An 18,407-nucleotide genomic window follows, 5' to 3' on the forward strand; every position below is an offset into this window, starting at 1 on the left:
TCAGAGCAGGCCCTTGACCTTCTCGATCGCCGCGTTGGCACATTGCTCGTCGAGATGGCCGCCGGGCGCGCCGCCCACGCCCACGGCGCCGATCACTTCATTGCCCGACTTCACCGGCACGCCGCCGCCCAGCAGCAGCATGCCCGGCAGATACACCAGGTTGGCACCGCCGGGGTTCTTCTGCGAACCTTCCATCATGGCCTGCGTCGGGCTCTTGGCCGAGGCCGAAGTCCAGGCCTTGCGCTCGCTCGATGCCAGCGTGTGCGGGCCGGCGTTGTCGGCGCGCTGCACGGCACGCACGGTGCCGGCGCGGTCGACCACGGTGGCGGCAACGTTGTAGCCGTTGGCGGCGCAGGCGGCCACGGCTTCGGCGGCGATCTGGTTGGCCAGCGCGAGCGACATGTTCTTTTCAGTGCGAACGGCGGGTGCCGGTGTCTGGGCTTGAGCAACCGAAGCGGCGAGCAGGACGGCGAGGCTGCCGAGGCGAAGGATGGATTGCATTGTTCGTTTTCTCCAGTGGATGGTGTTTGCGCCGACCGTTGCCGACGGCTTCGCCACTTTAGAAAACACCGGCCTGCGCAGCCATTCGTACGGCTACGCGCGGTGCTCCGTAGAACTACGGAGCACCGCCGTCGACCAGCACCGCATAGCGGCGAATCAGCTGCGCGAGCGAATCGCAGTCGAGCTTGGCGAACAGGTTGGCGCGATGCGTCTCGACCGTGCGCGGCGACAGCGCGAGCGTGCGCGCTATCTCCTTGTTGGTGAGCCCCTGCACGATGAAAGCCAGTACCTCGCGCTCGCGCTCCGACAGTTGCGCCACGCGCTCCCGCGCGGCGTTGTCGGCCTGCGAGCGTTCGCGCGAACGCACATGCTGGCGCACCGCCTGCTGCAGCGCCTCGAGCAATTGCTCGTCGTCCACCGGCTTCTCGAGGAACTCGGCCGCGCCGGCCTTGAAAGCGCGCCGGCACATCTCGACCGTGCCGTGGCCGGTCAGCATGATGACGGGCTGGTCCACGCCTTGCTCCATCAGCCGGTCGAGCACCGTGAGGCCGCTGATGCCCGGCATGCGCACGTCGAGCACGATGGCGCCGACGCTTGCACGGTCGAAGCCGTCGATGAAAGCCGCCGGGTCCGCCCAGCCCTGCACGCGCAGGCCGACCGTGCCGATCAGCAGCGACAGGCCGTCGCGCACCGCTTCGTCGTCGTCGATCAGGTGGATCAGCGGCGACTGCGGCTGGTGGAGTGCCGGCGCGTTCATGGCGCGCGCTCCGCAGGCGGCGCGACCAGCGGCAGCAACAGCGTGAAGCGTGCGCCGCGCGGCGATGCATTGGCCGCGCTCAGGCTGCCGCCCATGCCGCTGGCCAGCGTTTCGCTCAGGCTCAGGCCAAGGCCCAACCCGCCTTCGCGCGTGCTGAAGAAGGGTTCGAAAAGGCGCGGCAAGGCATCGAGAGGGATGCCGCGTCCGTTGTCGGTGACGGTCAGCACGCCCTCCTCGCCGTTGCGCCCCACCGCGATGGCCAGGCGCCGGTCGCCCGCGGGCACCAGCTCGAGCGCCTGCAGCGCGTTCATCAGCAGGTTGTGCACGATCTGCTCCAGCGCCACGGCTTCGGCCTGCACCCGCACCGGCGCCTGCGCCGTCGGGTCGAACTGCGTGACGATGTTGCGCCGGCCGAACTCAGGCGCGAGCAGGTGCATGGCGCTGCGCACCACCTCCTGCAGCACCAGCGGCTTGGCTTCTCCCGCAGCCTCGGGCCGCTCGATCACCCGCCGCAGGCGGCCGACAACACCCGCCGCGCGGCGCGCCTGTTCGACCGCCTGGCCCATCGCGTCGCGGGCGGTGGCCAGGTCCGGCGGCTCGTCGTCCAGCAGGCGGCGCGCGGCCTGCGCATTGGCCAGCACCGCGGTCAACGGCTGGTTGAGTTCATGCGCCAGCCCGGCCGACAGTTCGCCCAGCGCGTTGAGCCGCGCGACCTGCCCGAGCCGCAGCAGCTCTTCTGCCCGGCGCCGCGCGATGCGTTGGCGCTGCGCCATCCACAGTCCGGCCAGCAGCAGCGCCGTCGCGACGGCCCAGGCGCCGATGCCGCGCCATGGGAGCTCGCCCCAGCCCACTTGCCGCTCCGCCACGAGGTCGAAAGGCTGGCTCGGCGACGCCAGCGGCTTGGTCAGGTCGAAGCGCCAGCCACCCACGGTGGGCCGGCCGGGTTGCAGTACCAGTTGCTGGCCGTCACGCTGCAGGCTCAGCCGCACCGGGCTGACATGCGGGTTCATGGGCCAGTCGCGCCAGGGCACCGAGCCGGCCAGGTCGATGTCGAGCGCGTAGCTGAACGGCGTGGCGCCGATCACCAGCACATAGCGGCCGTGCGCCAAATCGAGCGAGGCGAGATCGGCCCGATGCTGGCTGCGCGAGCGGGTCTCGGCGGCGGCCAGCGCGGCGGGTGTGGCGCTCGCCGCGGGTCCGGTGTCCGGCCAGGGCTCGTCGCGCTCACGGCGCTGCACCCGCAGGATCGACGAATACACGGACGGCAGGCGCTGCTCGGGATGGTCTGCGCCGGTGCTGGGCTCCAGCAGCGCCAGCGTGGCCAGCACGGCGTCGTACTGCACCATCTGCTGGCTCATGAGCCGGTGAGCGATGCGCACGTCGGTCTCGAAGTCCTGGTGCATCTGCGCCAGTTCGGCTCGCGCGATCCACACGGCACCGGCCACGGTGAGCACCACCCATGCCAGCCACCATCCACCTTGCGCGCGCAACCACTGTTTCATGGCGCGGATTGTGCCCGGCGTGGCAAGCCGCCCCCGTGTTGGCCGAGAATGCCGCCCCAGACATGGCTGAAGTACAGGACTCCCTTTTCCCCGATCTGCCGCGCCCCCAGGAGGCGCTGCCGCCCGCGCCACCCGACGAGGCGCCCGCCAGGAAGAAGCCGCGCGCCGGCACGGTCGAGCCCGCGCCGGCGGATCCGGCGCTCGTCGAACTCGCCGCCACGCTGCCGCCCAACCTGCGGCTCGGCACCTCGTCGTGGAGCTACCCGGGCTGGGCCGGCCTGGTGTGGAACGGCGAATACGCCGAGTCGGCGCTCTCGAAGAACGGCCTTTCGGCGCTCGCACAGCATCCGCTGTTCCGCACCGTGAGCCTCGACCGCAATTTCTACCGCGCGCTCACCGCCAGCCAGTACGCGCGCTACGCGGCCATGGTGCCCGACGACTTCCGCTTCATGGTGAAGGCGCCCAGCCTGGTGACCGACGCCACCGTACGCGACGAAAGCGGACGCGGCATGCAGGCCAACCCGGTGTTCCTCAGCAGCGAGATCGCGCGGCAGGAATTCGTGCTGCCCGCGCTAGAAGGCCTGGGCCATCGCATCGGCGTGCTGGTGTTCCAGTTGAGCCCGATTCCCGGCCACCTGCTGGCCGACCAGCCGGCGCTGCTGGCGCGCATTGCCGACATGCTCGGCGCGCTACCCGACGTGAAGCAGGCCGCGCCCAATGCGGTGATCGCCGTCGAGGTGCGCGACCCGCAACTGCTGAACCCCGCCTTCGCCGACATGCTGCGCAGCGTGGGCGCCACCTTCTGCATGGGCCTGCACGCCAAGATGCCGGCCATCGAAGAGCAACTGCCGATGCTGCGCGCACTGTGGCCCGGCCCGCTGGTATGCCGCTGGAACCTGCACCGCCGCCACGGCCGCTTCGGCTACGAAGACGCGGAAAAGCTCTACGGCCCGTTCGACAAGATCGTCGATCCCGACCCCGAGACGCGCGCCGCGCTGGCGAAGGTGATTGCGGGCACCACCCGCGCGGGCCAGAACGCCTTCGTCACCGTGAGCAACAACGCCGAAGGCTGCGCGCCTCTCACGATCGCGCAGCTCGCTCGCGACCTTGCCGCGCTGAAGCCCGGCTAGTCAGCGGATGTCGTGCTTGGCCGCCACGGTCATCTCGACCTCGACGGTCGCGTTCTTCGGCAGCGCATAGACCCCGACCGCCGTGCGCACATGCACGCCGGCGTCGCCGAACACGCGGTGCAGCAGGTCGGACGCAGCATCGGCCACTTCGCTCTGCTGCGTGAAGTCGGCGGTGCACTGCACGAACACGCCGACGCGCAGCACCTTCTCCACCGCGTCGAGCGAGCCGAGCGAACGGCGCAGCAGCGCCAGGCTGCGCAGCGCGCAGATCTGGGCGCCCTCGCGGGCCTTGTCCAGCGACACCGCGTCGCCGACGCGGCCCGTGACGACCACCGTGGTGCCCACGCGCGGCACCTGCCCGCTGAGGTAGACCGTGCGGCCGTCGCGCACGATCGGCACGTAGTGGCCGCCGGCAATGATGTCGCCGTCGAAGCTGTGGCCCAGCTCGGCTGCAATCTGGTCGGCGATCTGGTCTCGGCTCTGCGCTGTCATATCTGTTCCATCAAAAAGAGCCTCATTGTCGCCAGCCCCTCTGCGGGAAAACAGATACAGATCGATCCGCTTCGAGCCGCAACAGATGGCCCGAAGCGGCTGCCTTCACTGGTCGAACGAGAGAAAGACGCGGCCGCCCTCGATCTTCACCGGGTAGCTGCGCAGGTCTTCGGTGAGGGGCGCGCACATCGCCTTGCCGGTGCGCACGTCGAAGCGGCCCTGGTGCAGCGGGCACTCGATCTCATGGCCTTCGAGGAAGCCGTCGCACAGCCGCGCATGGCCGTGGGTACAGATGTTGTCGGTGGCGTGAATGCCATCTTCGGTGCCGTACAGCGCGATGTCGCGCCCCTGCACCTCGATGCCCACCACGTCGTCCGAAGGAACGTCGTCGACCGACGCGGCGTCGACCCAAGTCATCGTGCTCATTGTTGTGTCCTTGCTCGGTGGAGTGGTCAGTTGTCGGGCTTCAGGCCGGCGCGCTCGATCACGGGTTTCCAGCGGCGCAGTTCCTCCGTCATGAACTTGTTCAGCGCCTCGGGCGTGCTGCCCACGGGGTCGAAGTACGCGGTCTGCAGGCGCTTGAGCGTCTCTGGCTCCTTCAGCACCGCGGCTATCTCGCGGCTCATGCGCTGCACCACGTCGTTCGGCGTGCCCTTGGGTGCCATGTAGGCAAACCACGGCACCGCCTGGATGTCGGGCAGGCCCGACTCGCGCAGCGTCGGCAGTTCCGGCAGCAGCGCCGAGCGCTCGGCCGATGTAACGGCCAGCGCCTTCAGCCGCCCGGCCTTGGCCTGCGGCATCACCGAGACCGGCGGCAGGCAGGCGAACTGCACGTCGCCCTGGATGATGGCCGTGACTGCCTGGCCCGACGAAGCGTATGGAATGTGCACCGCGAACGAATTCGTCTTGAGCTTGACGAGCTCCACGCCCAGGTGCGAGATAGAGCCGTTACCGGTCGATGCGAAATTGAACTTGCCCGGGTTGCGCTTCATCGCGTCGAGCCAGCCCTTGACCGAATCGACGTTCATCGAATTCGACACCGCGCACACGTTGGGCGTGGTGGCGGCGAGCGACACCGGCACCAGGTCCTTGAACGGGTCGTACGGCAGGTTCTTGTAGAGGACGGTGTTGTAGACCAGCGGCGCGTTCACCGACAGCAGGAAGGTGTAGCCGTCGGGCTGCGCCTTCGAGGCCTGGTCGGTGCCGGTGTTGCCGCCCGCGCCGGGCTTGTTGTCGACGATCAGCGGCTGGCCGATGCGCGCGGCCAGCTTGTCGTTGAGGATGCGCGCGAGGATGTCGGGCGACGAGCCGGCCGCAAACGGCACCACGATGCGGATCGGGCGCTGCGGCCAGTTCTGTGCGTGGGCCGCCGCAGCCATTGCCAGTGCCGTGAAGGCGATGCCGAGCCGGGCGAGCCTCATGCCTTGGCCTCCACCGACACCATGCCCAGGTGGTCCTGCTGCTCGCGCGCGATGAAGCCTGCGATGAGCGCTCGGTAGGCGGCCTCGACCACCTCCGGATAGGCGCCCTTCTCCTCGGCCAGCGCCTTCACCTTGTCGATCACCTCCTGCTGTCGCTGCGGCGCCGAGACCTGGAAGGCGTCGCGCTTGAAGCGAGCGGCGTCCTTCACGTAGCGGCCGCGCTCGGCAAGCAGTGCGACGATCTGGCGGTCGAGCCGGTCGATGTTCTCGCGCACCTCGGCGAGGTTGGCGCACAGCGGCACATAGGCCGGGTCGGTGAAGCGGCGCAGCGGCGCGCCGTGTGTCTCTGGTTCTTTTTGCTGCATGGCTGGCTCGGGTTTCAGATCGGATAAATGATGGAGTTCGGGATCATCTCGCTGTCGAACACACACAGGCGCGACGCGAACTTCAGTCCCTCGGGCGTGGACACCACGGTGTCGATGTAGCGCCCCACGTTGAACACGGTGGAGGGCTGGTCGAGCTTGGTGCGGAACACCGCGTAGTTGGCCTCGCTGTGGATCTTGCCGTCGGCATCGACCGCGTGCACCAGCGGCAGGCCGACCACGTGGCGCTGGTAGTACGGGTCGTGGAACAGCGTCTCCTGGATGCCGTAGACCCGGTCTTCGAGCATGCCCCGGCTCTCGAACGAGAGCGTGGCCAGCGGCAGGCCGCGTTCGTGGTTCTCTCGCGGCTGCAGGCGGTAGCTGCACTGCTCAGTGAAGAAGCCCGGCCACAGGCCCCACTGGCCGGAATCGACGGCGTGCGCGTAGGCGGCGTAGAGCCGCGAGAGTTCGAGGTAGGTGTCGGCGTCGAGCTTCATCATGCCTCCATCACCTCGCGCCAGTAGCGGTACATGCCGCGAATCAGCGTCTCCGTCACCATGTGGTCGGTGTTGGCGACCTCCCGGCCTCCAAGCTCGGCAAGCGTGCGGTGAAAAGGCTTCTGCTCGAAGCCTTCCTGCGAGAACTCGATGACCTCGCCGTCGTCCGCCGAGACGAAGCCCGCGGGCCCGAACAGGTTGGCCTGGCGCAGGCGGCGCTGGGTCATTTCCTCGGTGTCGTCCTCGAAGCCGAAGTGCGTCCAGACGAAATCGAAGGCGTCGTGCCCCACAGGCTGGATGTGCCGGGTCGACACGCTGTTGACCTGCTGCTGCAGGATCAGGCTCGGGAACAGCGTCATCATCACCGCCGTCGGGCCGCCCCACCAGGGCTCGGGCACGATGTCGAGGACGCGCGGGTCCTTGAGTTGCATGCTCTCCTTGAAGCTCGACACCTGCGTCACCTGCGCGGCCTTGCCGGCGCTGCCGCGCGTGGAGATCATCGCGGCGTGGCGGCCGCGCGCGTCCATCTTGAGCTCCGACTTGTTGTCGGCGCGCCAGAGGCCGAAGGTCACGAACCAGGTGTGCAGCAGGCCCGGGTGGTACGGGTCCTTGATGTTCTCCTGCATCAGCTTCCAGTTGCCTGGAATGCGCTGGCGGCTGTAGCCGAGGATCTTGAGCTTGCGGCCGTCGAACAGCCGGTCGAAGTAGTGGAGGATGTCGGGCCCGAGAAAGTCCTCGAACGATTCGATCCCATGGTCGAACGACGCGAACACCACGCCCCCGCGCGACGCCACCTTGAGCTTGGTGAGGCCGTTCTCCTCGGTCTTGAAGTCCGCGGGCATGCCGCCGTTGACCTTGCCGTCCTGCTTCACGCCGCGCCGGAACGGCACGCCCTGCAGGTCGCCCTTGAGCGTGTAGTTCCACTGGTGGTAGGGGCAGACGAACTCCTTGCGGTTGCCGTGGCGCTCCCGGCAGAACTGCATGCCGCGGTGCGCGCAGACGTTCTCGAACACATGGATCTCGCCCGCCTCGTCGCGCGACATGATGACCGACCGCTCGCCAATGGCGGTGCGCTTGAAGTCGCCCGGGTTCGGAATCTCGGCCTCCAGGCCGACGTAGCACCAGTGCTTCTCGTAGAAGAAGCGCTGCAGCTCCTTCTTGTGCAAGGCCTCGTCGGTGTAGGCCATGAAGGGAATGCGGCTGGTCTGCTCGCTCTCCCATTTCAGTTCGACGGGGAACACGGCTGGCGTGGTCATCGTGGGTCTCCTTTGTTGTGTTCAGGTGCCTTGCAGGTAGAAGGCGTCGGCATGCGTCTGCTCGGGTGCGAGGCCCCGGCCGCGCACCAGTTGCGTCACGGCCTCGACCATCGGCGGCGAGCCGCAGAGGTAGGCGCGCCAGCCGTCGAGGCTGCCGGGCCAGTCGGCGCGGATCGCGTCGGTGATGAGGCCCACGCGCTGCTTTCCGTTAGCCGGTCCGGTGACGACGACCACCTGCACGTTCAGACCCGGGTGCTGCGCCTGCAGCTCCCGCAGCTCCTGCAGGCCGTACACGTCGGCATCGGAACGCACGCCGAGGTACAGGTGGATCGGCTGCGTGAGCCCGGCCGCAATGGCACCGCGCACGATCGAAAGAATCGGTGCCAGCCCGGTGCCGCCCGCCGCGCAGAGCATCGGCCCGCGATGCCTGGTGCGCAGGTAGGCCGTGCCGAGCGGCCCGCTCACGCGCACCGAATCGCCGATGCGCAACTGCTCGAAGACGTGCGCCGTGACGCGCCCGCCGGGTACGCGGCGCACGTGGAATTCGAGTTCCGCGTCGCGGCTCAGCCCCGCCATCGAATACGGCCGGGCAAGGTCGGGGGCGAACTGAAGCTGCGCATACTGGCCTGGAGAAAACTCCAGCGGCTTGTTGGGCTTGAGGCGCAGGCGGCGGATGTCGTGGGTCAGTTCGTCGATGCCTGTCACCGTGGCCTTCAGGATGCGCGCCGGATGCACGACCACTTCGTCGGGCTCGGGAATCTCGATCGCGCAGCTTTCGGTCAGGGTGCTCTGGCAAGCCAGCACGTAGCGTTCACCCTGGCCGTCGGGGCGGATGGCGTCCTGTCCGCCGTCGAGCACCTGGCCAGACACCACCTTGCAGCGGCAGGTGCCGCAGCGCCCCGACATGCAGCTGTAAGACACCGGCACGTGATGCTCGCGCAGCACTTCGAGCAGGTTCGCGCCGGGGCGGACCTCGAGGGTGCGGGCAAGGGGATGTATGTGCAGGTCCATCGTGGGTTTCTTGCGCCGGCGTGGGTGCCGGCTTGTCTCTGGGAGGCGATGATGCGCGGGCGTTTTCGATTGACCAATAGAATTCGGTGAATCCTCCTCATCACTGCGCTGAATAAAGGTCCGCCGTGCAACTCAAGGATATCGACCTCAACCTGCTGCTCGTGTTTGACCGCATGCTGGCCGAGAAGCGCGTGTCGGCCGTGGCCGAATCGCTGGGCCTCTCGCAGCCGGCCATCAGCAATGCGCTGGCGCGCCTGCGCAAGCTGCTGGGCGACGAACTGTTCCTGCGCACCGCGCGCGGCATGGAGCCCACGCCCTTCGCGCTGCAGCTGGCCGAGCCGGTGGCCTATGCCATGGGCGCGCTGCACACGGCGCTCAACCAGCAGGTGGTGTTCGACCCCGCCACCAGCACGCGCAGCTTCACGCTCGCCATGACCGACATCGGCGAGATCTACTTCACGCCGAAGCTGATGGAAGCACTCTCGGTGGCCGCGCCCGGCGTGACCGTGAGCACGCTGCGCAACAACACCGCGACCAACCTGCGCGACGAACTGGAAGCCGGCCACGTCGACATCGCCATCGGCCTGCTGCCGCAACTCAAGGCGGGTGTGTTCCAGCGCCGGCTGTTCCTGCAGCACTACGTGTGCCTGTTCTCGCAAGCGCATCCGCTCGCGAAAAAGCGCAGCGTTTCATTGAAGGACTTCAGCGCGGCCGACCACGTGCAGGTCCTTGCCGCCGGCACCGGCCACGGCAAGGCCGACGACGTGATGGCGGCGCAGGGCATCCAGCGGCGCATCAAGCTGCGCGTGCCGCACTTCGTGGCCATCGGCCACATCCTGCGCTCGAGCCACATGATCGCGACGGTGCCCGAGCGGCTCGCGCAGAGCATCGCAGAGCCCTTCGGGCTGGTGTGGCGCCCTCACCCGGTGGCGCTGCCGCAGATCGCGATCAACCTGTTCTGGCACGCGAAGGCGCACCGCGACCCGGGCAACCAATGGATGCGCGGATTGCTGTTCGACAACTTTGCGGATGGCGGCTGACCGGTTGGCCGATGCCGGCTATCGGTCGGCCTTCAGAGGCTCGATGCGATCGGGCATGCCGTGCCTCGCAAGCTGATCGACATTTCGCAGCAGCGTCGGCACCCGATACGGGCCGTGCATGCGCACAACCTGCGTGGCGGCAGCCGGAGCGTCGATGCCGACGGCCGTCACGAACAAAGGCGCTTCGCTCTGGCCGCGCCGCACCTCGATGGCATCGGTCGCGCTGTGATAGCGCGTCTTCGCGACACCGACCACGGGTACCTTGCGCTGCAGCGCTTCATGCAGATGCGCGCCCAGGCCCGGATGCCCCGGTGCCAGCGTCACGTAGCCGTCCACGATGATCAGGTCCGCCTGCGGGCCATTGCGCAGAACACCCAGCAGGCAAGGCAATTCGCGCCTGTAGAACGCACCGGGCTCGTACGGCGCCACCTCGCTGAAGCCGGCCACGGCCTGTGTTTCTTCGCGCTCCGCGGTCCAGCCGCGAAACCAGGCACCGGCCGCCACGGCGATGCCTTCGGCGCGATAGTCGACGTCGAGGCAGGCCAGCAGCGGCGCTTCCATCTCAGGCCTCCGTTGCTTCGGATTCGAGCGCCGCGGCGGGCCACTGGCCGAGCACCTCGTGCACGCCCTGCCCCACATGGCTGTCGATCAGCGCGAGCTTGCCGGCGCTCCAGCGCATCGGCTCCTCGATGGCGTGCTTCTCGAGCTTGCGCCTCGCGTACGCCAGCGTCATGTGCGGCGTGAAGCTGCGCTTGGGCTTGAAGCCGGCATCGGCCAGCGCTTCGCCCAGTCGCTGCCTGAAGGCCATGAGCGCCTCGACACCCGCGTCGTCGCCATAGAGCACGAGCGCATGGTTCTTCGCATAGGTCATGGCTTCGTCGAAGACGACATCGAATGCGGGTGGCGGCAGGGTCGCTGCGGCGGCCAGGGCCTGTCCGACCTTGTCGCGCGGCACCTCTGCGTAGTCGCCCAGGTCGAACAGCGTGACATGCAGGCGGTGCGCCTCGACAACCGTGCCCTTCAATGCGTGCTGGAAATTCATGCGCTCGCCGAGCGCGGCAATCGTCGTGGCGTCCTGCGCGCCGGGAAGCAATGCGAAGAAGAGCGAATGCGGCATCGGCTCGGCGCGTCGCGCCTTGCTGCGGGGGCGCGGCAAGGGCCGCGGCGGGGGATCGATACCGGGAAGAAGAAGCTGTTGAGACATCCCTCGATCATCGCCCATCGATCAGGTGCCTTCAGGTGCTCTTCAGCAAGCACCAAGCTCGTCTTCAGGCTGGAATTTCAGAATCGCTGAGCGCTGATGGCATGGCTCCAAGCCGCCACCAGTCTCAATGATCCCAACGACTCCAACCAGGAATTTAATCTTGACGAAAACGCAAGCCTGCACCGTCTTCGCCGCACTTCTGCTCGGCACCGCATCCATCGGCGCCTACGCCGCCGGCCCCGCACAGGACACCGGTCTCTACGTGGGCGGCTCCGTCGGCCGTTCGAGCTACAGCCTCTCATCTTCCAACACCGTGCCCACCCCGTGGGGCGGCCAGAAAGCCAGCAAGGCCGGCACCGCCTACAAGCTGTATGGCGGCTATCGCCTGACGGAAAACTTCGGCGTGGAAGTCGGCTACGCGCGCCTTGGCCGCGTGAGCCAGTGGACGGCGGCGGGCCTGGGCTACTCGAGCCTGCAAAGCGGTACCGGCCAGGCCTTCTACGCGGCCGCCACGGCACGCCTGCCGCTGGGCGATGCCTTCGCCCTCAACGGCCGCCTGGGTGTTTCGCGCGGCCGCATCTCCGGCGGCGACAACAACAATGGCGGCTCCTTGTGGCAACCCGGCGGCCAGCGCTTCTCGGGCAGTTCGACCGGCCTCATGGCGGGCTTCGGCGCCGAATACCGTGTGACGCAGAACCTCGCGATCACCGCTGATTACGACTACTTCGGCAAACTGTCGAAGCAGGCCAAGGGCGGCATGCTGTCGGTGGGTTTGAAGGCGAGCTTCTAAGCGCCGGCGCAGCGACCGCGACTGGCGCACTCACGCCAGTCGCGGTAGTCGGCGAATGCGCAACCGACAGCGCACTCGGAACAGGAATTTTCAGACCGAATGCTCGCGAAATGTGGCACCTCACTCCCACTCCATCATCAACAGGACGCCCAAACCCGCATGGTTAAAGGGAATGGCTGTGATCGATATGGCGCCTGACCGTCGCTTTTACCGTCTGAAACGCACATCTTTTGCTGGCGCGGGAGATGGAGCGATTTGCGGGAAGTCAACACTTGCGGCCTCATCGTCGATCAGGATGAATCTTACTGCCCCATAGACCGCGCGAGAACGATCAAACTTTCCCTGTTGTTGCCCTAAGCGCTGTAACGCCGTGCACTACCGCTCCATCCCACTCGCGGTAGTGCTGAAGCACTCGAGAATTCAGCTGTACCTGGCCGGCGTCATCTATCACGAGAAGACCGCGGTCGTATAGTGTGTGCAGGTCGCACCGAAGCAAGATGCCGTCCTCCGCGGCGTTGTGACCGGACCGCCAGCTACGCCCGCTCAAGTGAGCTGCTTCTAGCGCCTCGGGCACGTCGCAGCCAGTGACCGCGCATCGCCCCTCACAAGCGCGGAATACCGCCAGGCGGAATGCAGCCTGCTGTGTCCGAACCTCGACCTGCGCGAAACGCGCAGCACGCTGTTCCAAGTCATCAGCTGGTTGGTTTGCCGCCAGCGGAGTGCCAGCGGGCGGTATTGTCGAGGCCCGACTGCTTTCGCCACCCCAGTACGCGTAGCACTTCTGCCGCTCGCCCTCATCGTCGTAGACGCCGAACTCCTTGAGGATGCCGTCCGAGCATCGGCGCGTCTTTGCATCAACGACGATGGCGGTGATGATTGGTTCGCCCTCTCGCTTGCAGTCGTGCCCGAGCCTACCCAGCGCGCTGGTTAGCGGGTAGAACGTCAGGCCGAAGCGCTCCATCACATCGGTGTAAGTCAGCGTACCTTTGGCGCTGCACACGTCCTCGAATAGCGCGCGCATCACCGGAATCTTCAGTTGGAAAGCATCCGTGGAGACGCCTGTCTTCATGGAAGCGTCTGCTGGGAATGGCCCCTCGCCCGCCGCAGTGCGGAACGTCAGCGCATGAACAGCAAGTTCGCGCAGCGGCACGAGGTCCCCAAGGACAGCGGCCAGCTTGCCGTCCTGACCTACCCCCTCCTAGCCGTACCAGCGTAATGGCAGTGAAGTCCGTCAACTTGGAGAATGACGGACATGAGAAAGAGCAGATACACCGAGGAGCAGATCATCGGTTTCATCAAGCAAGCCGAGTCCGGCTTGCCGATCAAAGATCTGTGCCGCAAGGGCGGCTTCAGCGATGCGACCTTCTACAAATGGCGCGCCAAATACGGCGGGATGGACGTGCCCGATGCCAGGCGCCTGCGTGAGCTCGAGGCCGAGAACAACAAACTCAAGAAGCTGCTGGCCGAAGCGCACCTGGACATCCACGCGCTGAACACGGCCTTCGGGGTAAAGCGATAGCCCCGCAAGCCAAGCGCGCGGCCGTCGCCATCATGATCGGGGAATGCGATCTGAGCGAGCGACGTGCCTGCAGGCTTGTGGGGCTCTCCCGCGACAGCTATCGCAATCCACCCGAGGCCGATGCCATGACGCAAGAGCTCAGCAGCAAGATCGTCGAGATCGCGCATGCACGTCGGCGCTTCGGCTATCGGCGCATCCACGACATGCTGCGCCCGCACTTCCCGGGCGTGAACCACAAGCGCGTCTACCGCCTGTACAGCGCGGCCAACCTGGCGGTGCGCAAGCGCAAGAAGGTCAAACGCCCCGCGAACGAACGCGTGCCGCTGCAACTGGCCACGACGGTCAATGAGGTGTGGAGCATGGACTTCGTCAGCGACAGCCTGAGCACGGGACGGCGCATCAAGTGCTTGACCGTGGCCGATGACTTCAGCCACGAGTGCGTGAGCATCTCGGTGGACTGGGGAATCTCGGGGCAATACGTTACGCGGCTGCTGGATCAAGCGGCCGTGTTCAGAGGCTACCCGCTGGCTGTGCGCACCGACAACGGCCCGGAGTTCACCAGTCGCGCCTTCATGGGCTGGGCGCAGGCCCACGGCGTCCGTCACATCTTGATCGAGCCGGGACGGCCCATGCAGAACGGCTACATCGAGAGCTTCAACGGCAAGTTCAGGGACGAGTGCCTGAACGAACAGTGGTTCGAGACGCTGCAGCAGGCCCGATCGGCCATCACGCTCTGGCGCCAGGACTACAACGAGGTCAGGCCGCACAGCAGTTGCCAGCGAATGCCTCCGTCGAAGTTCGCCGAGCTGCATCGCCAGCGCGCTGGCGATGCAGCTCGATCCACTTCAGCAACCGCCGAGATCAATTAATCTTGCAACCCCGGACTTCCTCGTTATGAATGGCACGGCTAGGAGGGGGCAGGTCAGCCGTACGGAACCTGCTCTTCCACGCCGCAGCAAGTTGTCCCGATAGGTACTGATCTTCACCATATCTCCATACAGCAAGTTCATGGAGTCCGAGGTGGAACATCTACGACAAGCATCCCATGCGGCCGGCACCCACGACCGCCAGTCGCTTCCCTTGCCAGGCACCGAAGCCTACGAGGCCCTACCCCAGTTTCCGCAGCACAGCCCTCTTCCCTTTCGTCGCACCATCCGACGTCCCGAACTGCACCAGATCATCCCTCTGGCCGAGACGACGATCTACGAAATGGAACAGCGCGGCGAATTCCCGCGCCGCTTCCGCCTCACCGCCCGGTGCGTCGTCTGGGACTTGGCAGAAGTCGAAGCCTGGATCGAAGACCGCAAGCAAGCCTCTCGATCAGCGAAGACCAACTCGTCCAGCGGACCGGACATGAGGCTGCGCCGGCACCGCCCTGTTCGATGACATCGCCATCAAATGCTTGCAGCGGCTACGCGGCATCCACTCGGATCAGCACAGCCCCGGGCAGCGCTTGTGCCATCTGCGTCGTGGCAAGCGTGACCGCAGCATCGCGGTCGCTCGCCTCCCTGCTGAAAGCCAGGCCGACATGACGCAGCCGTCCCCAGCCGACCGTGGCATCGGCGCAGTCGCTGTCCGCCAATTGGCGAAGGACATCCTCCTGCGATTCCATGCCCGAGCCCAGTGCATAGACCAGTGTGAAATCGTGAATCATCGCGTCAGCCTCCTTCGTCATCTGGCACCAGCGATCCGCGCCAGCGCTTCGTCAAGCTGCTGGCGATCTGCCGCACGCTTGGCGGCCGTGCGCTGCGCCAGGTTGTGCAGCTTGCGCCGCACACCGGGTAACTCGGCCGCATGGGCAAGTCCGATCAAACTGAAATCCGGCTTCTCATCCTCGACGGATTGCAGAAAGGCTCGCGACGGCCCATCCAGCCAATGCGCTACGCGCGCCAACATGCGCTCGCGGCTTTCCAGCAAGGCAGCCACGCTGATAGGCTCGGATGTCATGCCCTTGAAATGGGCCTCGAAGGTAGCCTCGAAATCCGTGGGCACACGTGGCGCTAGCATCTCCCAGGCCGGCTTGGGACTGCACGTCAGGTAGACGAGCAAAGTTCGCCAGAGACCCGCATCCGCGCGTTCATCCTCCAGCAGCAGGCCCACGTCGAAGAGATCGCGCGGATGCTGCCGCGACAGCGCAGCCGCCAGCTTGCCGGCATAGAGGTCGGCGAACGCCAGCACCTGCACCTCGGCAAAGCCGAAGGCCTCCTCCACCCGTGGCCGCACGACCATGGTTCGCACCGGATGCACCGTGCCACGCATGACCGGCGTCGTCTCGATCTGCACGCGCGCACGGCCGCGACTGGCCACCAAGCGAGTGACCGCCCCACCCTCGCCCGCCGAAGTCTGCACCTGCAATTTCAGAGGCCGGGCGCGCAACGCATCGGCCAACCGCCCGAGTGCTTCAGCGATCAGCTTCGCATCTTCGGCATAGTCGTGCACCGGCAACCAGGCCAGATCGATGTCCACCGACAGTCGTGGCAGATCGTGCTCGAACAAGTTGATGGCCGTGCCGCCCTTGAGTGCAAAGCCCGGCTCCGAGGCCAACACCGGCAGGATCTCGACCAGCAGCCGCACGCGGTCCGTGTAGCGCCGGTCCCGGTGGTCAAGCCAGGTGCTCATTGAGGTCTCCCGGCAAGGTGATCTGGTAGGTCGGATGCAGGCGTCCGCCGGGCACCAACGCGCGCTTGCCACGGCCCAGATCGACGTCATCCAGCGGCACATGCGAGAGCCACGCATGGCGATGGCGATCGGCCAGGGCCAGGAACAGCCGCTTGGCCTTGATGCTGCGGCAGTGGCGCAGCAGCAGGCCAACGCGCTGCGGCCGCAGCGTGGTCATAGCCTGCATCACCGCATCGGCCTCGTAGACCCCTGCCGCATCCGGCACACCATCGCACAACTCCAGCATGGCCCGCTCGGGCGTCGAGCAGACCAGGGCATCTGACCCAGGCGCCGCGGAATGCCATGCCAAGCCCACCTCGGACAACGTCTTCTCGGAGACTTCCGCCGTGACGGGCATGGCCGGCAGATCGAACGGCCCCTTGCCCAGGAACTCGAAACGTTGCTCCAGCGGCAGTTTGCCCAGCCAGCCCGGTGGCCGCTGCGGCCCATACAGAGTGATCGTCCCAGCATCGCCCAGGCGCAGGTAATGCTCGTGCCCCTGCAGGGCCAGCGCGAAGCGCCCCCCGACATGCAGCGGCATCCCCTCCCCGATCTGCAGGCTGCGGACCACGCCCTCCCATTGCAGACGCCCGCCCGTGCGCATGTAGACACCGCGCGCCGGCGACACCAGCCAGCCGCTGCCCACATAGCGCGCAACGAGGCTGTTGGAGTAGCCGTGCGCGCGCAGCCAGCGACTGGACACCAGGCGCGTATCGCCCAGTTCGGCCAGCAATCGGTTCAGTTTTCCTGAATTTTGAGCATCCATGGTGCTCAAAATAACAGATTTATAAACCTTAACCAAGATCGACCAGTTTGACAAGGACCATAAAAGATCACCCAGAGTGATCATTTCGTCTTGTTCGCAAACCTTGCGCTGGTCGCCGAAAGAAAGTCTCGATACGGTCATCATGCGGCCCTCCCTTCACAAAGCCGCACTGAGCACCGGGACCGACGCGTTCTCCGGCAGCAGTTTCGGCACATGGGGCCGCCCGTCGATCCAGGCATCGACCATGTCCGCCCACTCCTGCAGCATGTGGCGCCGCTGCTCGGCGTACTCGGCCTTGTTGTAGACCGAGCGCGAAGAGCGCCCTTCCTCGTGCGCCAGGCACTTCTCGATCCAGTCGCCGTTGAAGCCCACTTCGTTGAGCAGCGTCGAGCCGGTACGGCGCAGGTCATGCACCGTGAAGGGCTCCAACGGCAGGCCCGCGGCCTTGGCCCGCTCCACGATGAGTTGGGTGACGCGGTTCAGGGTCGCATGCGACATGCAACGGATAGGCTCGTAGCGCGAGGGCAGCACGAACTTCGAGCCAGCAGCGCAGGTGTGCAGCGCCACGAGGATGTCCAGGGCCTGGCGTGACAGGTAGATCACGTGCGGGTTGCGCCCCTTCATGCGCTGCTTCGGGATCGTCCAGGTGGCATTCTCGAAGTCGATCTCGCTCCAGGTGGCCTCGATCAATTCTCTCTTGCGCACCAGGGTCAGCAGGACCATGCGTAGCGCCAGGCGGATCGTCGGATACGTCGCGATGGACTCCAGCTGATGGAACGCCAGCCGGATTTCCGCCGGCGAAAGCGCCCTGTCTTTCGGCACGAAGGTCGCGATCGAGGCCGCCGCCACATCGCTGGCCGGGTTGTCCACCTTCTCGCCGTGCAGGATGGCGAAGGCATAGACCTGCTTCACGATGTCGCGAACATGCACCGCGGTGGCAGGCGCCCCGCGCGCCTTCACCTTGTTGCACAAGGCTCGCAGGTCGTCCGCGGTGATTTCGTTGAGCAGCCGGTTCTGGAACGCCGGCAGGATGTCCCGATCGACGACGTGCTTGCGCATCGCGCGCGTGCTGTCAGCCATCCGTGCGTCCGCCAGCCACTTGAGGGCCACGTCGCCGAAGTTCTTGGCCGCCGTCAGCCGGCGTTTCTCGCGCTGCTTCTCCAGTGCCGGGGAACGGCCAGCAGCGACGGCCTTCTTGGCGTCGAGCAGCTTTTCACGGGCCAGTGCCAACGAGATGCCGGCAGGGCCATAACGGCCGATGGTGAGGGTCTCACGGCGCCCGTTGAGACGGTAATCGTAGCGGAAGGTGACGGTACCGGCGGTCGATACCGTCGCGTACATCCCATCCCGGTCAGAAGCCTTATAAGTCAACGACTTAGGCTTCAGATTGCGCAGTGCTGTGTCGGTCAACATCGAGGTTCTACTCCTGTTTCGTGACGGCTTTTACCGTCAGGGGTCAGGAGACCTGCTGATGCCTGGAAAGCCGCATGAAACAAGCTTT

Annotated in this window: 22 protein-coding genes; 5 read left to right on the plus strand and 17 right to left on the minus strand. The window is 66.3% G+C overall.

All coding sequences use genetic code 11. The features are described 5' to 3' along the window. From ACQY8B_RS11385 to ACQY8B_RS11395, 3 genes are all read right to left on the minus strand, one after another. Positions 1-501: a GlcG/HbpS family heme-binding protein gene (locus ACQY8B_RS11385; protein WP_422086812.1), complete on the minus strand. Its 501-nt coding sequence runs from the start codon at positions 499-501 to the stop codon at positions 1-3. A 115-nt stretch (positions 502-616) separates the two neighbouring features. Continuing rightward, entirely contained in the window at positions 617-1,258 is a 642-nt protein-coding gene (locus ACQY8B_RS11390; protein ID WP_422086813.1) for a response regulator transcription factor, read from the minus strand. After that, on the minus strand, positions 1,255-2,760 hold the full coding sequence (locus tag ACQY8B_RS11395) for a sensor histidine kinase (RefSeq protein WP_422086814.1): 1,506 nt from the start codon (positions 2,758-2,760) through the stop codon (positions 1,255-1,257). The genes ACQY8B_RS11390 and ACQY8B_RS11395 overlap by 4 nt, the downstream gene beginning before the upstream one ends. A gap of 62 nt (positions 2,761-2,822) precedes the next feature. On the opposite strand from ACQY8B_RS11395, the gene ACQY8B_RS11400 reads away from it, so the two are divergent. Next, positions 2,823-3,890, plus strand: a complete 1,068-nt coding sequence (locus tag ACQY8B_RS11400; RefSeq protein ID WP_422086815.1) for a DUF72 domain-containing protein — start codon at positions 2,823-2,825, stop codon at positions 3,888-3,890. Here ACQY8B_RS11400 and ACQY8B_RS11405 read toward each other — a convergent pair whose 3' ends face one another. The 7 genes from ACQY8B_RS11405 to ACQY8B_RS11435 form a co-directional block, all read right to left on the minus strand. Beyond that, complete coding sequence (locus ACQY8B_RS11405; protein WP_422086816.1) at positions 3,891-4,382, minus strand: RidA family protein; 492 nt, start codon at positions 4,380-4,382, stop codon at positions 3,891-3,893. Between the two features lie 105 nt (positions 4,383-4,487). Continuing rightward, positions 4,488-4,808 carry a non-heme iron oxygenase ferredoxin subunit gene (locus tag ACQY8B_RS11410; protein WP_422086817.1) on the minus strand — a complete coding sequence of 107 codons (321 nt, stop codon included), beginning with the start codon at positions 4,806-4,808 and terminating at the stop codon, positions 4,488-4,490. 26 nt (positions 4,809-4,834) lie between these two features. Beyond that, positions 4,835-5,803: a Bug family tripartite tricarboxylate transporter substrate binding protein gene (locus ACQY8B_RS11415; RefSeq protein WP_422086818.1), complete on the minus strand. Its 969-nt coding sequence runs from the start codon at positions 5,801-5,803 to the stop codon at positions 4,835-4,837. Next, entirely contained in the window at positions 5,800-6,168 is a 369-nt protein-coding gene (locus tag ACQY8B_RS11420) for a chorismate mutase (protein ID WP_422086819.1), read from the minus strand. The genes ACQY8B_RS11415 and ACQY8B_RS11420 overlap by 4 nt, the downstream gene beginning before the upstream one ends. Positions 6,169-6,182: 14 nt before the next feature. Next, a complete protein-coding gene (locus ACQY8B_RS11425) occupies positions 6,183-6,665 on the minus strand; it encodes an aromatic-ring-hydroxylating dioxygenase subunit beta (RefSeq protein WP_422086820.1) in 483 nt (160 codons plus the stop codon). Further along, positions 6,662-7,918, minus strand: a complete 1,257-nt coding sequence (locus ACQY8B_RS11430) for an aromatic ring-hydroxylating dioxygenase subunit alpha (protein ID WP_422086821.1) — start codon at positions 7,916-7,918, stop codon at positions 6,662-6,664. Before ACQY8B_RS11430 ends, ACQY8B_RS11425 begins: the two co-directional genes overlap by 4 nt. 21 nt (positions 7,919-7,939) lie before the next feature. Then, complete coding sequence (locus tag ACQY8B_RS11435) at positions 7,940-8,929, minus strand: 2Fe-2S iron-sulfur cluster-binding protein (protein ID WP_422086822.1); 990 nt, start codon at positions 8,927-8,929, stop codon at positions 7,940-7,942. A 125-nt stretch (positions 8,930-9,054) separates the two neighbouring features. Between ACQY8B_RS11435 and ACQY8B_RS11440 the strand changes: the two genes are divergently transcribed. Then, positions 9,055-9,969, plus strand: a complete 915-nt coding sequence (locus ACQY8B_RS11440; RefSeq protein ID WP_422086823.1) for a LysR family transcriptional regulator — start codon at positions 9,055-9,057, stop codon at positions 9,967-9,969. A gap of 18 nt (positions 9,970-9,987) precedes the next feature. On the opposite strand, the gene ACQY8B_RS11445 is transcribed toward ACQY8B_RS11440, so the two are convergent. Together ACQY8B_RS11445 and ACQY8B_RS11450 are read right to left on the minus strand one after the other, a co-directional pair. Next, positions 9,988-10,530, minus strand: coding sequence for an endonuclease V (locus tag ACQY8B_RS11445; RefSeq protein WP_422086824.1), 543 nt, complete (start codon positions 10,528-10,530; stop codon positions 9,988-9,990). A 1-nt stretch (position 10,531) separates the two neighbouring features. After that, on the minus strand, positions 10,532-11,086 hold the full coding sequence (locus tag ACQY8B_RS11450; protein ID WP_422086825.1) for a 2'-5' RNA ligase family protein: 555 nt from the start codon (positions 11,084-11,086) through the stop codon (positions 10,532-10,534). 247 nt (positions 11,087-11,333) lie between these two features. Between ACQY8B_RS11450 and ACQY8B_RS11455 the strand changes: the two genes are divergently transcribed. Continuing rightward, positions 11,334-11,963, plus strand: coding sequence for a porin family protein (locus ACQY8B_RS11455; RefSeq protein ID WP_422086826.1), 630 nt, complete (start codon positions 11,334-11,336; stop codon positions 11,961-11,963). Between the two features lie 331 nt (positions 11,964-12,294). Here ACQY8B_RS11455 and ACQY8B_RS11460 read toward each other — a convergent pair whose 3' ends face one another. Continuing rightward, positions 12,295-13,032 carry an HNH endonuclease gene (locus tag ACQY8B_RS11460; protein WP_422086827.1) on the minus strand — a complete coding sequence of 246 codons (738 nt, stop codon included), beginning with the start codon at positions 13,030-13,032 and terminating at the stop codon, positions 12,295-12,297. Positions 13,033-13,215: 183 nt separating this feature from the next. Between ACQY8B_RS11460 and ACQY8B_RS11465 the strand changes: the two genes are divergently transcribed. Together ACQY8B_RS11465 and ACQY8B_RS11470 are read left to right on the plus strand one after the other, a co-directional pair. Continuing rightward, positions 13,216-14,351 (plus strand): IS3 family transposase gene (locus ACQY8B_RS11465; protein WP_422086828.1). Its coding sequence is split into 2 segments (ribosomal slippage): positions 13,216-13,465 and positions 13,465-14,351, totalling 1,137 coding nucleotides; the frame shifts between segments, so codons are not numbered across the junction. A 139-nt stretch (positions 14,352-14,490) separates the two neighbouring features. Then, the gene (locus tag ACQY8B_RS11470) at positions 14,491-14,868 is read left to right on the plus strand and encodes a helix-turn-helix transcriptional regulator (protein WP_422086829.1); all 378 of its coding nucleotides are present in this window, start codon (positions 14,491-14,493) and stop codon (positions 14,866-14,868) included. 25 nt (positions 14,869-14,893) lie between these two features. Here ACQY8B_RS11470 and ACQY8B_RS11475 read toward each other — a convergent pair whose 3' ends face one another. The 4 genes from ACQY8B_RS11475 to ACQY8B_RS11490 all read right to left on the minus strand — a co-directional run bounded on the left by ACQY8B_RS11475 (position 14,894) and on the right by ACQY8B_RS11490 (position 18,319). Further along, the gene (locus ACQY8B_RS11475; protein ID WP_422086830.1) at positions 14,894-15,136 is read right to left on the minus strand and encodes a transcriptional regulator; all 243 of its coding nucleotides are present in this window, start codon (positions 15,134-15,136) and stop codon (positions 14,894-14,896) included. A 17-nt stretch (positions 15,137-15,153) separates the two neighbouring features. Continuing rightward, positions 15,154-16,101: a nucleotidyl transferase AbiEii/AbiGii toxin family protein gene (locus ACQY8B_RS11480; RefSeq protein ID WP_422086831.1), complete on the minus strand. Its 948-nt coding sequence runs from the start codon at positions 16,099-16,101 to the stop codon at positions 15,154-15,156. Next, complete coding sequence (locus ACQY8B_RS11485) at positions 16,085-16,906, minus strand: type IV toxin-antitoxin system AbiEi family antitoxin domain-containing protein (RefSeq protein ID WP_422089182.1); 822 nt, start codon at positions 16,904-16,906, stop codon at positions 16,085-16,087. The genes ACQY8B_RS11480 and ACQY8B_RS11485 overlap by 17 nt, the downstream gene beginning before the upstream one ends. A gap of 156 nt (positions 16,907-17,062) precedes the next feature. Next, positions 17,063-18,319: a tyrosine-type recombinase/integrase gene (locus tag ACQY8B_RS11490; protein ID WP_422086832.1), complete on the minus strand. Its 1,257-nt coding sequence runs from the start codon at positions 18,317-18,319 to the stop codon at positions 17,063-17,065. Positions 18,320-18,407 lie beyond the last annotated feature (88 nt).

The sequence above is a fragment of the Variovorax sp. genome, assembly GCF_965279555.1.
GTDB lineage: Bacteria > Pseudomonadota > Gammaproteobacteria > Burkholderiales > Burkholderiaceae_C > Variovorax.